This window comes from Dehalococcoidales bacterium (assembly GCA_028717385.1).
GTDB lineage: Bacteria > Chloroflexota > Dehalococcoidia > Dehalococcoidales > CSSed11-197 > CSSed11-197.
On sequence record JAQUNW010000002.1, the window covers coordinates 35,984 to 48,932 of the forward strand.

The 12,949-nt window shown below is 46.0% G+C and carries 12 protein-coding genes; 8 read left to right on the top strand and 4 right to left on the bottom strand.

Annotated features, from left to right (window positions below; genetic code table 11):
• The first annotated feature begins 97 nt into the window (after window positions 1-97).
• On the top strand, window positions 98-3,157 hold the full coding sequence (locus PHX29_00875) for a YCF48-related protein (protein ID MDD5604465.1): 3,060 nt from the start codon (window positions 98-100) through the stop codon (window positions 3,155-3,157).
• 39 nt (window positions 3,158-3,196) lie between these two features.
• On the opposite strand, the gene PHX29_00880 is transcribed toward PHX29_00875, so the two are convergent.
• Entirely contained in the window at window positions 3,197-3,838 is a 642-nt protein-coding gene (locus tag PHX29_00880) for an MBL fold metallo-hydrolase (protein ID MDD5604466.1), read from the bottom strand.
• A 107-nt stretch (window positions 3,839-3,945) separates the two neighbouring features.
• Here PHX29_00880 and PHX29_00885 point away from each other — a divergent pair, with 107 nt between their 5' ends.
• The 3 genes from PHX29_00885 to ispE are packed head-to-tail and all read left to right on the top strand — an operon-like array spanning window position 3,946 to window position 6,428.
• Complete coding sequence (locus tag PHX29_00885) at window positions 3,946-4,680, top strand: metallophosphoesterase family protein (protein ID MDD5604467.1); 735 nt, start codon at window positions 3,946-3,948, stop codon at window positions 4,678-4,680.
• Window positions 4,681-5,559: a 16S rRNA (adenine(1518)-N(6)/adenine(1519)-N(6))-dimethyltransferase RsmA gene (rsmA, locus tag PHX29_00890; GenBank protein ID MDD5604468.1), complete on the top strand. Its 879-nt coding sequence runs from the start codon at window positions 4,681-4,683 to the stop codon at window positions 5,557-5,559.
• Window positions 5,559-6,428, top strand: coding sequence for a 4-(cytidine 5'-diphospho)-2-C-methyl-D-erythritol kinase (ispE, locus tag PHX29_00895; protein MDD5604469.1), 870 nt, complete (start codon window positions 5,559-5,561; stop codon window positions 6,426-6,428). The genes rsmA and ispE overlap by 1 nt, the downstream gene beginning before the upstream one ends.
• 2 nt (window positions 6,429-6,430) lie before the next feature.
• Here ispE and PHX29_00900 read toward each other — a convergent pair whose 3' ends face one another.
• On the bottom strand, window positions 6,431-7,714 hold the full coding sequence (locus PHX29_00900) for a CCA tRNA nucleotidyltransferase (GenBank protein MDD5604470.1): 1,284 nt from the start codon (window positions 7,712-7,714) through the stop codon (window positions 6,431-6,433).
• A gap of 57 nt (window positions 7,715-7,771) precedes the next feature.
• A complete protein-coding gene (locus tag PHX29_00905; GenBank protein ID MDD5604471.1) occupies window positions 7,772-8,338 on the bottom strand; it encodes a manganese efflux pump MntP family protein in 567 nt (188 codons plus the stop codon).
• A gap of 144 nt (window positions 8,339-8,482) precedes the next feature.
• Between PHX29_00905 and PHX29_00910 the strand changes: the two genes are divergently transcribed.
• A complete protein-coding gene (locus PHX29_00910; protein MDD5604472.1) occupies window positions 8,483-9,469 on the top strand; it encodes a transcriptional regulator in 987 nt (328 codons plus the stop codon).
• A gap of 36 nt (window positions 9,470-9,505) precedes the next feature.
• Window positions 9,506-10,006, top strand: a complete 501-nt coding sequence (locus PHX29_00915; GenBank protein ID MDD5604473.1) for a ribonuclease H-like domain-containing protein — start codon at window positions 9,506-9,508, stop codon at window positions 10,004-10,006.
• Window positions 10,007-10,132: 126 nt separating this feature from the next.
• Here PHX29_00915 and PHX29_00920 read toward each other — a convergent pair whose 3' ends face one another.
• Window positions 10,133-10,759 carry a sulfite oxidase-like oxidoreductase gene (locus PHX29_00920; GenBank protein ID MDD5604474.1) on the bottom strand — a complete coding sequence of 209 codons (627 nt, stop codon included), beginning with the start codon at window positions 10,757-10,759 and terminating at the stop codon, window positions 10,133-10,135.
• A gap of 141 nt (window positions 10,760-10,900) precedes the next feature.
• Here PHX29_00920 and lexA point away from each other — a divergent pair, with 141 nt between their 5' ends.
• Both lexA and hisS read left to right on the top strand, forming a co-directional pair.
• A complete protein-coding gene (gene lexA, locus PHX29_00925) occupies window positions 10,901-11,548 on the top strand; it encodes a transcriptional repressor LexA (GenBank protein ID MDD5604475.1) in 648 nt (215 codons plus the stop codon).
• An 80-nt stretch (window positions 11,549-11,628) separates the two neighbouring features.
• Entirely contained in the window at window positions 11,629-12,906 is a 1,278-nt protein-coding gene (hisS, locus tag PHX29_00930) for a histidine--tRNA ligase (protein ID MDD5604476.1), read from the top strand.
• Window positions 12,907-12,949: the final 43 nt, after the last annotated feature.

Below are 12,949 nucleotides of genomic sequence, written 5' to 3' on the forward strand. Positions count from 1 at the left end.
TGCTGTCTGTTGCCATCAATATAATCAGCAACGACAAGAATGTCAACACTAGCCGGCTTCCAAACGATTGCTTGGCTACACATGGCCTGAAACATACTTGGTTAATAAAGAAACCCATCAGGTTGACCCAGACCGAATACCCGGTTATGATATGGTCATGTCCCGCATTATCCTGGCAGTGGCAATGCTGGCACTCCAAATACCAATACAATTAAACGTCCCGGTGGCAACTTCCCCCTACTACCACCAGCCGGCTTTAAAATGGAACAGGATTAATACTCCTTCCGAAGATTCGATAGTTGCCCCTGGAAGTGACGTTTTACAGCTCATGGCTGCCCAAGATTCAACACTTTATAGTGTTGTTAGGGACGGAGACTGCCGCCTCTATCATTCTGAGGATGGCGGGCGCCGTTGGGAGAAGCTCGCATCGCTTGAACAAGGTTTCGTAGAACTTGTGGAATACCGCCATGAAGCAGGTGTTTTATATTATGCCACCCCTTCCATGGTTTTTAGATCAGAAGATGGCGGTCGTTCATTTTCCATCCTCCCATGGTTACCCGGGGTAGATGGGGAAACAAGTTTTATTACCGCTATCGCGGTTGCATCGGTTGAAGGAGAAGAAATAATTGCGGCAACGGTGGCGTCTTCCGGAGAAGGTGGAACCCGCGGTATTTTTCTGCTGAAATCCAACGAATTTCTTTCCCGCTGGTGTGATAGCGGTCTCACATCTTTTAATGCCTATTCAGTCAGGTTTATTCCTGGCTATAGTGATGAAATTGCTCTGGCTGCGGTTGGTATTCAGGAAGGCGATTTTGTTTTCAAAACGATGATAGGCAATGCAGGCTGGAGTAATACGTGGAACGATGGGATTATCACGAGCAATTTGAAAACTGGCCTAACACTGGAGGAAGCCGTTTTAGTGTTCCCGGCTGGATTTAATCCCTTTCACCCGGTGGTACTGGTCGGTTTGAATACAGAGGGAGGAGGGGTGTACCGGGTAGAATTGGCCAGTGGTTTGACAGCTACTGGTGTTTATAAGTTAACGGCAGATGGCACCAGCGCGGTAACTTCACTGAACGTAGCTGACAATGGAACTATCCTGGCAGGAACAGCTACAGGTGACCTGTATCTTTCCCATGATCATGGGATAACCTGGAAACAGCCGTTCAAACCACCGACAGGGGAAAGAATCACCTCTGTTGTGGCGCTTCCGCAAGGTTTTTATGTGACCGCCACGGGTTCTGAGAGCGCAGTTTCTTTTTCTGAAGATGGTTACCATTGGGAGCAATTATCATGGGTTGATACACGCATAGATTCCCTGCTGGATTTTGCAGTTGCGCCTCAGCGCTGTCAGGATAAAGCCATTTATTTATTAACCTGGGGAGGAAGTTCCAGCCTCTGGTATTCTGCAGATGGAGGAAACAGCTGGCTCCGCTATTTGAACAGCAGCGTGACTGAAGGTATTTTTGAAAAAGTGTGCATTTCGCCGGAATATGGACGATCGCAGGAAGTTATATATATGGCTGGTGAAGGCAGTGATGGCTCCAGGGTATGGAGATCAGCAGATGGCGGGAAAAGTTATGTCACGAGGAATTGCCCGCTTCAGATTGACTGCCTGGAAATCATTGGTGATGACGAACTGTTGGCCGGGGCTTTCGATGGAAGGTGCGGAGTTATTCTGCGTTCTCAAAACGCTGGCCGTTCATATACGTATTCTATAGCTGGAGAAGCACCCATATATTCTTTGGCAGTTGCTCCCGGTTCGGCTGGTTGGAATATATTAACTGGAGATTTTGCCGGGGGCGTATATTATTCCGAGAACGCAGGCGTAAATTTTTGCCGGTTGTCCGGTACAGACAAACTCAGTGGTGCGATCAGCGTGTCGTTTGATAACGCTTTTAGCGAAAACAATCGTATCTTTGCGGCTTCGGACTTTCCCGGTGAAGGTATATACTCCGCCAAAGTTTCTTCGGAAATAGATTGGAAGAGACTGGAGCTCGAAGACGAGCAGGTGCAGAGCAGGATGGGCTGTCTGGTTGTTGCTGAAAATGGCCTGGTATATGCTGCTGATCTGCAGCCATTGAAGTTGGAGGCAGATCGGGGCAAGGTGATGCGAATCCTTAGAACTACGCAAGGTCCGGCAGCTGTTGAAATAATTACAAAGGGGCTTGATGAGGGGTGTTCTCTCGGGAAAATGATATCAGCAGGAAACACATTATGGGCAATAGATATCAACAATAACAGGCTTCTCCATTATACGGATACGCTTGCCAGCCCTCCGGAATTAGTATTCCCGCTGGATGGGGCAAAAGATGTTGGCATTGCTGGTAATGGTTATGTAAGCAACATCCGGCTTGAATGGGAGGTCTTGCCCGGGGCGGCGGAATACCACTGGCAGGTTTCTGACAACTCTTCTTTTAGTAAAATCCAGGAAGATTTAGAAGGATTTTCCGACCATACTGAGCTTTTGTTGCCCAAGCTGGATGCGGAAACCAGCTATTATTGGCGTATAAGGGCGGTAAAGCCAGTTTCCAGTGTATGGTCAGAGACAGGACGGTTTAAAACCGCACTCCCGACCAGTGTGGTTACTCCCAGGTTGGAAAAACCCTTGCCTGGAGAAAGAGACGTGGTTACCAGGCCGTTATTCCAGTGGGAGAAAATCGAAGGCGCAGACTATTACGAACTGGTAGTAGGTACTAACCCAGATTTCAAGGAACCGGTTTTAACCTGTATCGGGCTGGAAGCCTTAAGAGCTAATGCCTGCCAGGCGACCGATGAGCTTGAATATGCAACTGTGTATTTTTGGAAAGTCAGGGCGGTAGATGCTGGCGGAGCAAGTGACTGGAGCGGAGTTGGCAGTTTTAGAACAGCAGATCCACCAGGCCAGCCAGGAGTACCTGCCACGGAATCTCCCGTGACTACTATTACCTTGCCGATAACCACTGTTATCAATATTGGGGATATCACCGTAGTTGTTCCGCCTCTGGAGATTCCTGGGCAGACTATAGTCGTGACGCAATCTCCTGGTCCCAGCTACCCTCAGATAACTACGCGGATGCCACAATATGTCTATGTGATAATTGTATTGTTGGGAATGGCTTTGTTCGTATTGCTAATACTGCTTACTGTAATTACAGTTAGAAGCCGGCAGGGCTAATGATGTGGTAAAAGCTGCGAAATACTACTAGTGTGTTTTTTAGGAGGGTTGTTCCAAAAGTATTACCTGGGTAGTTTGAGGGAGGTTATTTTTAGTGATATTAAACTTGGGCTGTGCCATAAGACCTTGGGCGCCTATTTCATTAAGAAATTTATCTACCGGATCAATCTCAAGCGAGATTCCACTGGTTTTATAATGCATGGGTATCACGATTTTAGGTTCAATATTGCGTACAAGCTTGGCTGCAAGAGAAGCGTTAATCGTGATATTGCCGCCTACGGGAAGTAAAAGTACATCGACATTGCCAATGGTTTCTATTTCTTCGTCGTCTAAAAGATGCCCCAGTCTCCCCAGGTGGCACACAGATAGTTCCTCAATCTCAAGCGCGTAGATGGTATTCTTACCGCGAACTGAGCCTTTGTTGTCATCTTGATAACAAGGTATACCGATGATGAGGGCATTGCTTACTTCGTACTCTCCCGGGCCCCGGATTATATAGGGATTTCCGCCAATTTTCTCTATAGCAACATCTGCTGTGGGGCTTTGATAGCTAAGACAGACAATATTGGCAGCGCTGCGATTTGAGTTATCACCGGTTTCTGAAAGAAAAGGATCGGTAATAAGGGTAACCTGCTTACCTTTGATGCGGAAGGATGATAGACCAAGCCAGCTAATTTCCATAATTTCAAGTTAATATTAACATACGTAAGCCAAACCGGGCAAACAGGAAATAAAATTTCGAGGTTTGCCGGGGTCCATTTTATTGATCTCCGTGGTATATTATTGGTATGCGTATCGCAATTCTGGCTGATATACATGCTAACTTGGCCGCTTTTACCGCCGTTCTTCGAGATTGTGAACAGCGAGGCGGTGTTGACGAATATTGGTTATTAGGAGACCTGGTTAATTACGGGCCTGATCCAGAAAAATGTGTGGAGATTGTGCGCCGCCTGAAACACTGCGCTATTGCGGGTAATCATGATCTGGCTGCTATCGGGAAATTATCAACTCGGTTTTTCAACCCGGATGCTGTCGCTGCCATGGAATGGACGATGCAGCAGTTAAGTCCGCGCAATATCGATTTTTTGGCAGGCTTAGAGCAAATATCTTGGCGTGGAGACTTTATGCTGGTGCATGGAAGCCCCAGAGACCCGGTGGGAGAATACTTGATTTCCAGAGGCCAGGCTGAAGAAAACTTCCGTGTCTTTAAAAACAAGTATTGTTTCGTCGCCCATTCACATGAACCGCTGATGTTTCGTTTGGATGAAGAAGGGCATGCCTCGTTTGTAAATTTTACCGAGAGCATTGGGCAGGTACTTGGGGATTGGCGGTTGATAATCAATCCCGGAAGTGTAGGACAGCCGCGTGACGGAGATCCAAGAGCAAGCTATGTTATGCTCGATAGTGAAACTTCAATGATCAAGCTATACCGGGTGGCTTATGACATTGGGGCAACACAATTAAAAATGGTGAGAGCTAATCTGCCCATGAGACTGGTAGCGAGGCTTGAGAAAGGGCTTTAATTGGAAGAAACTGAGGATAAAATAAATCAACCGTCACTTGGCAGAGAAACCAGAACGTTGCTCAAAAACGCAGGCCTTAAGGCAAAAAAGAGTCTGGGGCAGCACTTCCTGGTAGATAAGCGAGTGCTGGGCAAGATTATGGTAGCAGGGGGTGTTTCCGAAGATGATGTCGTAATAGAAGTCGGTCCGGGACTTGGCGTTTTAACTCAAGAGCTTGCCTGCCATGCCAGACAGGTGATCTGTATAGAAATCGATGCTAATTTGGCGAGTAATCTTGGTGCCAGGTTATCAGAATTTAACAATGTCACTATCATTAACAGGGATGTGCTGGATACTTCCCCGTCTGATGTTCTCCCTCCAGGGCAAGCCCATTACAAAGTCATAGCCAATCTCCCTTACTACATCACTTCTCCAGTACTGCGTCATTTTTTAGAAGCCAACATACCTCCTGATCTGATGGTTGTGATGGTTCAAAAAGAAGTCGCGAGATCCATTGCAGCCAAACCAGGAAAAATGAGCTTGCTGAGCGTTGGCGTTCAGCTATATGGAAGGGCAGAGATTATTGCTACAGTTCCGGCGCGGAGTTTTCATCCGGTACCCAAAGTAGAATCGGCAATCGTTCGGGTTGCCAGCTACCCCAAAGCTGTCGTGCCACAACAATATAGAAATAGCTTTTTCGATATTGTTCGCGCTGGCTTTGGATCACCGCGAAAGCAGTTGATAAATACTCTTTCTCACGGTCTTGGGATGGATAAAGCGAGCGTGCTGGGAATAATGCTTGAGGCGGGCATCGATCCGATAAGAAGGGCAGAGAGTCTTTCAATAGATGATTGGCACCGCCTATGGTGTTTTTTTCGAGCAGGAAAAGGAGAAGGCTAGTGTTTACGTTAAAAGCACCGGCAAAAATCAACCTGACTCTGGAAGTGCTCGAGAAACGCAAAGATGGATACCACGAGATCACAAGTATTATCCAGACTATTTCTTTGGCAGATATCCTGGAGTTCCAACCGGCAGAAAAATTTGTTTTCCATTGTGATAATTCAGAATGGAAAGCTGAAAAAAGCCTTGTATCCAGGGCGGCAATTTTATTCGCTTCGAATACTGACGCTCGCTGTGGAGCCCGTATCAACATTCAAAAAAAAATTCCCCTGTCTGCCGGGCTAGGAGGCGAAAGCAGTGCGGCGGCTATTACTCTGGTAGGGCTAAACCATTTATTACATACTGAACTGCTGCCTGGCGACCTGTACCACTTGGCTGAGCAGCTGGGTAGCGATGTTCCTTTCTTCTTGACAGGGGGCACCGCGTTGGTTTCGGGACGGGGTGAAAAAGTAAGCCCACTGCCTTCCTTGCCTCATCACTGGGTTATTTTGCTTGTTCCACCGGAAATGGAGACGCCAGGTAAAACCGAGAAGATGTATTCATTACTGAAACCGATATATTTTACCTCCGGCTTGATAACAGACAGTTTCATCTCCTCTCTAACGTTGGGAAAAATGAAAACACTGCCCGAGCTTTACAATGTATTTGACGAGGTAGCAGGGGAGATGTTTGAAAGGATTGAATGGCACAAAGAGCAATTTTATCTGGCAGGAGCAAAATCCGTAAACATGGCAGGTTCAGGGCCGGTCCTCTTTTCTCTGGAAGAAGATGAAAGCCGGGCAGAGCAAATCACACAGCGTTTGAGCGAACGCGGCTTAAAGGCTATATTGACGCATACGCTTGATTCCAACGGGCACGATTTTATCTAGATTCAAGTTTGTTTATCGGTACATTCGTTGTTTTTCAGCAAATTTTTAGCAAGGAGGATCTCTTCTTCGCGGGTAGATATAATTCCATTCAGGCGACCTTCCTTAATATTCAGCAATGCTCGCCCTATAGCTGCATCGGGAGAGTAACCTAGTTTAATTAAATCTTCTCCACTGAGGATTGGCTTGATGTAGCGAAGCTTGGTTAGATACAGCTTAAGGCGCTCTTTAACAATCGGGTTCGATGATGTAATAGCGCCAGCTTCAATAGCCAGGGGATGCAGATTGGTGAGCAAGTGGCAGATTTCAGATTGTTTCAACTCTGTTTTATTCAAACCTTCCTGTATTTTCATCAACTTGCATGTATCGAAAACAATTTTTGCCATGTCATTGGGAAGGTTGAGTCGGTTGATCGCGGTTTGTGTATCTGATGAATTTAATCGACAGAATAGTAATGATAAGTAAAGGCTTGCAGGGACGGTTTGCCCGGGGTGGTTTCCCTTTGCGGTTTTAAACCATTGTATTGTTATTTCATCTACAAGCAAACCCGTGAATATTTCTGCCAATACTGATAGACGAAAAGCCCTGATAAGAATTTCTTCTGGATTTTGCTCATTAAAAATACATTCAAACTCATACCTCAGGCGGTCTGGGGAAAGGGAACGGATGAATTTTTTATACTCTTCTATTAGTACCAAGGTACCCGGCTCAATTTTAAAACCAAACCTTTGCTCGTAGCGGATCGCTCGAAATATACGGGTGGGGTCATCTCTAAAGCTCACGGGGTGAAGTATGCGAATAACGCCTGCCTTTAGATCGGTGAGGCCTCCCAGCGGATCAATCAGCTGGCCGTATTCTTCTCCTGATATGACTACAGCCATTGCGTTGATTGTAAAATCCCGCCGCTTGAGATCATCTTTGAGTGTTCCGGCTTGCACCAGCGGGAGCGCTCCCGGGTGTGTATAAAGTTCTTTACGGGCAGCAGCGATGTCTACAGTGAAGCCTTTTATACTGAGTTTTGCAGTCCTGAAACGCTCATGCAGGGTTATTTTACTTGGGAAATGATCAGCAATTTCCAGTGTCAGTGAGTGTGAATCTCCCTCCACAACCAGATCTATATCCTTACCTGGCAGGCCGAGAAGTAAATCCCGGACCATGCCCCCGGCAATGTAGAGCCGTTCGCCGCGCCTGGTACAATAAGTGCCAGCTTGATTGAGTAAATGCAGGATTTCTCCCGGGAGGCTCGAACTGAGTCGTGATATGATATTTGCTCTGTCTGATGATTCCATAATATTCCCTGCAGATAGTTGGAAATTATATCATATAAAGATACATTAACCAGTGGATTACAGAGAACTTATCATCATATGCACGCCGATGCCGACTAATAATATTCCGCCCAAAATTTCAGCCCATCGCCCCAGTAGTTGGCTGGAGCGATTACCCAATACATAACCGGTTACCGAAGCAATAAAAGCGGTGGCGCCAATAACAAGGCAGGCGCTGAGTAGGGGCACCTCGATCAGGGCAAAACTCAACCCTGCTGCCATGGCATCAATACTAGTAGCAACAGCCAAACCAACCAGTAGTAAACCTCTGGTATAATCTCCCGGTTTTTTTGCCTGACCTGTATTTGATATGCCTTCCCAGAGCATGCGTCCCCCGATGATGGCCAGAAGTACGAAAGCGATCCAGCCGGTGATCGAGGAGAGTACTGATAATACACTCTTGCCCAAGAGCCAGCCAATAACCGGCATTAAACCCTGGAACAGCGAGAAGCTTGTGCCAACTCTTAGTAACGCAGGGATAGAAACCCGGTTACTGGAGGCACCTATACCCAAAGAAACCGCAAAGCAATCGGCGCTGAGACCAAGCGCGATCAATAACAGGTAGCCAAAATCAATTTGGGGCATTGTTTGTATAGTATGCCATAATTCCCTGGTGCACCAGAAATGACCAGCTTTTAATCTTGTCAGGGGGTATTCTTTCGGTTATTTTAAGCTTATAATAGACAAGCTGAAAGCTGATAAAAGAGTAAAAGGGAGGAAGCTAAGCCAATGGAGCGCCCAACAAGCGAATTGGATCATTTCCCCAGGCTGTTAAGAGTCTACCAGATACTCGCCGATAGTAAAGAAGGAGTTACCGCGAAGACATTGTCCAAAAATTTAGAGGTTAATGTACGCACAGTCTATCGAGATATCAAAGAACTGGAACAGGCAGGAGTCCCTATTTGGGAGGAGCAATCCAGGTATCGTATCAGCAACAAGCATTTTCTGCCGCCGCTAAACCTGACAGTGCCGGAAGCAATCCAGGTTTTCCTTTCATTGCGGTTGCTGTTGCAGTATGCACGGCGAAACAGTGTTGACGTGGCCAGCCTGTTTCTTAAATTAAAGAAGATTGTACCTGTGCCGTTGCAGGATGAAATCGCCAAAACTTCGCGGTGGATGCAGGATTTGCCATCAAATCCGCGGCTGAACCGTAATATTTCATTGTTGGCACAATCCTGGGTTTCCCGCTTAAGGGCAAAAATATTATATAAGTCTCTTGACGCTGAGACTGCTACGAGCCGTATGATAGAGCCTTATTTCATAGAGCCTGCAGCCAGCGGGCGCTCATGTTATGTAATTGCATATTGCCTGTTGAAGAAAGAGATCCGTACCTTTAAAGTAGAAAGAATTCAGAGTGTTCATATAACTGAAGAAAAGTACGAGATTCCCAAAGAATTCGATGCTAATCGTTATCTTAGTCCGTCACTCGGCATCATGGTAACCAGTGATGAATTGACAAAAATCAAACTCAGGTTCAAACAGAAGATTGCACGCATTATCGAGGAATCTGTTTGGCATCCATCTCAGAAACTGGTTAATAACGAAGACGGATCTCTTACAATGACGATGGAAATAAACGAATCTCCTGAATTGGTAAAATGGGTACTTGGATGGGGGGACAGCGTTGAAGTGGTTTCGCCGGACTGGCTTCGGGATGATATAAAAAACCAGACAGCCAGGATGGCTGCTGTCTATTCTAAAACAAAACATTTTTGACGGGGAAAGACTCAACTAAAGGATATACTAATCGATATGCAGGATGCGTATATAGATATTGAAACCACTGGACTTTCTTCTATGTCTTGCTCGATAACAGTGGTGGGTATTTATCGTGTGGACCAGGCCGAGAGTCAGCTGGTTCAGCTGGTTGGAAATAATATTACCCGCGCCAGTATTGAGCAAGCGGTCTGTGGAGTAGATACGATTTATACTTATAATGGGCAAAGGTTTGATCTGCCCTTTATCTACGATGCTTTGGGACTGGATTTAAACCAGCATTGCCGGTCTCATCGGGATTTGATGTTTGACTGTTGGCGTCATAACCTTTATGGAGGGCTAAAAAAGGTAGAAGTTAAGCTGGGCATCTCCCGCCAAATAGAGGGAATCGGTGGATGGGAAGCAGTATTGCTCTGGCGGCGCTACCAACAGTACGGTGATACCCAGGCACTAGATACCTTGCTCAAGTATAACGCCGAAGACGTAATGAACCTGAAAATACTGAAAGAAAAACTCGATTCTATAAACCGAGTTTAGTTATCAGTCAGTCTGGACTAGAGCTAGAAAGAGAACGTCTCCGAAGTAAACGGGCGCAATTCTGATACAGGTTTCTGAGGGGAGAGTAAGCTAATCAAGACAATCGAATAAAGGTTAGTTTTGTCCTTATGCTTTATTCTTTTGCCTGGCACGCTCCGGGCTAAAACGCTCTTCAATCCAGGGATCACCGTGGTTATGATATCCGGCTTTTTCCCAGAATCCAGGTTGGTCTTTTTCGACAAACTCGATTCCGGTGACCCACTTGGCGCTCTTCCAGAAATAGAGATGGGGGACTATCAGGCGCACCGGGCCACCATGTTCAGCTTCAAGGACGTCGCCGTCCTTTACCATTGCAAGTATTACATCTTCCCTGAGGAAATCTTTTAGGGGTAAATTGGTTGTAAAACCACCTGCAGCATGGATTATTACAAAACGAGCTTTTGGATCAATCATAGTCTTATCTGCAAGAGTCCCCGCCCAAACACCAACCCAGCTAGTGTCAAGCTTTGACCAGCCTTCTACACAATGAACGTCGCAAAAAAGCTCGATCTGCGGCAGTAACACTAGATCGTTCAGGCTTAATCGAAGAGGATTTTTTACCAGACCGGAAGTTTCAATAGTCCATTCTGCAAGTTTGATGTTGGGTATAATACCTTCATGAAGTATTGGCAGATCATCATAGACAGATTGCCCGGGTGGAATTCTGTCCTTTCTGAGTACTTCAGGGCTGATGATGCGTTTTGGTTTTTCCATTTGACACCTCCGGGAATTCGCCGCATTAACAACCATATTACAATAGTTTTGAGGTGCGAACCAGTATTTTGGTAAAAATGTTTGACAAATAATGTATTGTCAATTAAATTAGTTTACAGAACAATTGTTCTGTAAACTAATATGATGGAAATACGTAAAAAGGATCTATCTCCCCGGCAGCGTGATGTTTTGAATTTTATCCAGTCTTATTTGGATGAATATGGTTACCCTCCAGCTATTCGTGACATTACTACAGGATGCGGAATAAGTTCCACTTCAGTTGCTTCATTCCATCTTAGAAAACTGGAACAGAAAGGTTATCTGCGCCGTCGCCCAGATATATCGCGGGGGATTGAACTTGCCAGTACTATCGATAAAGAAGAAGCCAGTATACCGTTGATAGGCGTCATTGCAGCCGGCATGCCTATTCCGGTACCATCTGCCGATACCTGGAATGAGATTGATTCCGGAGATTTTATCAGGATTCCCCGTGCGCTGTTAGCAGGGGCAGAAAATGTATATGCCCTCAAGGTAAAGGGGGATTCCATGCAGGACGCCCTGATTAGCGACGGGGATATTGTTATTATGGAATCAGCCAGTGTAGTAGAGAATGGACAAACCGCTGCGGTTTGGTTAAAAGATGAAAAAGAAATTACTCTTAAAAAGGTGTTTCAGGAAAATAACCATGTCCGGCTACAACCTGCCAATAAACATTATAAAGCGATAGTCACCAGTATCAACAATGTTGAAATCCAGGGAAAGGTGATAGCAGTACTGAGAAACCTCTAGTATGGAACCGCGATTTGCGGGCTGTTTTTTAACCGTTTTATGATAAAATATTATCCAATAATTACCGCAAGGAGTTGTCGTTGCCAGTATTCAAGGCTCCCCGTGGAACGCGGGACATCTTACCCGAAGAAGCGCATTATTGGGATTATATAACCAGTACTGCCAGCCATTTGTGCCGAAGTTTGGGGTATGGCTGTATAGAAACCCCCCTCTTTGAAGCTACCGGCCTTTTTTTACGAGGCGTTGGTGAAGGAACCGACATCGTGGAAAAAGAAATGTACACTTTCCAGGATCGCGGCGGCAGCTCCCTTACATTACGTCCTGAAGGCACTGCTCCGGTATGCCGGGCTTATATTGAACACGGGATGGCCAGCCTTCCCCAGCCTGTCAGAATGTATTACCTGGCACCGGCATTTCGTTATGAACGTCCCCAGGCTGGTAGAATGCGTGAACATCATCAGTTCGGTTGCGAGGTAATCGGAGACGCTTCATCGCTGGTAGATGCAGAAGTGATCAACATGGCATGGCAATTATTCGAGCAGTTGGGTTTAAAGAAGCTTGCACTTAAATTAAATTCCATTGGTTGTGATAAATGCCGCCCCGGATATATTGATGCCTTGAAAACCTATTATGAATCCCGCGCAGATAAGCTGTGCCCGGATTGCAAGGTAAGAATGGAAAGAAATCCCCTGCGTCTGCTCGACTGCAAGGAGGATAGCTGCCAGCACATCGCCGATAACGCTCCGCGAAGTGTGGATTGTTTATGTGAAGATTGTTCCAGTCACCTTAGTTCTTTAAGAAAATATCTAGACCTGGCTGGGCTGGACTACGATGTTAGTCATCGGCTGGTTCGTGGGCTGGATTATTATACTCGCACAGTATTTGAAATTCAGCCTGAAAGCATTGGTTCACAGAGTACTATTGGTGGTGGTGGTCGTTATGACAGGCTGATTGAACAAATCGGGGGAAAGCCGACACCAGCGATTGGGTTCGCTACGGGAATTGAACGGATTATTTTGAATTTGAAAGAACAAAACGTTGTTGTGCCGGGGCTTCCTTCTCCGAAAGTGTTTATTGCCCATATGGGAGAAGAAGCCAAAAACGCAGCCTTCCTGACTTCGAATGACCTGCAGCGGTGTGGAATAGGGGCAATTATCGCCGGAGAGGATAAAAGTTTAAAAGCCCAGCTCAGACAGGCAAATAATCTGGGCATGAAAATTGTGGTTATCATTGGATCCGAGGAGCTTCAGGAAGGTATGGTGGTAGTGCGTGATTTGGAAACGGGAACGCAGGAAAAGATCGATAAGCGTTCTCTTCCAGACAATCTGAGTGCCTTCAGAATAGCTAAATCCAGCTAGTATAATAATCAGGCATAGATATGGTATAATAAAGCTAAATGGA

Excerpts from the sequence above, each read along its gene's own strand:
- PHX29_00880 (MDD5604466.1), bottom strand. The coding sequence starts at position 3,838 with ATGGAAATTAGCTGGCTTGGTCTATCATCCTTCCGCATCAAAGGTAAG.
- PHX29_00885 (MDD5604467.1), top strand. The coding sequence starts at position 3,946 with ATGCGTATCGCAATTCTGGCTGATATACATGCTAACTTGGCCGCTTTT.
- PHX29_00900 (MDD5604470.1), bottom strand. The coding sequence starts at position 7,714 with ATGGAATCATCAGACAGAGCAAATATCATATCACGACTCAGTTCGAGC.
- PHX29_00905 (MDD5604471.1), bottom strand. The coding sequence starts at position 8,338 with ATGCCCCAAATTGATTTTGGCTACCTGTTATTGATCGCGCTTGGTCTC.
- PHX29_00910 (MDD5604472.1), top strand. The coding sequence starts at position 8,483 with ATGGAGCGCCCAACAAGCGAATTGGATCATTTCCCCAGGCTGTTAAGA.
- PHX29_00915 (MDD5604473.1), top strand. The coding sequence starts at position 9,506 with ATGCAGGATGCGTATATAGATATTGAAACCACTGGACTTTCTTCTATG.
- PHX29_00920 (MDD5604474.1), bottom strand. The coding sequence starts at position 10,759 with ATGGAAAAACCAAAACGCATCATCAGCCCTGAAGTACTCAGAAAGGAC.
- lexA (MDD5604475.1), top strand. The coding sequence starts at position 10,901 with ATGATGGAAATACGTAAAAAGGATCTATCTCCCCGGCAGCGTGATGTT.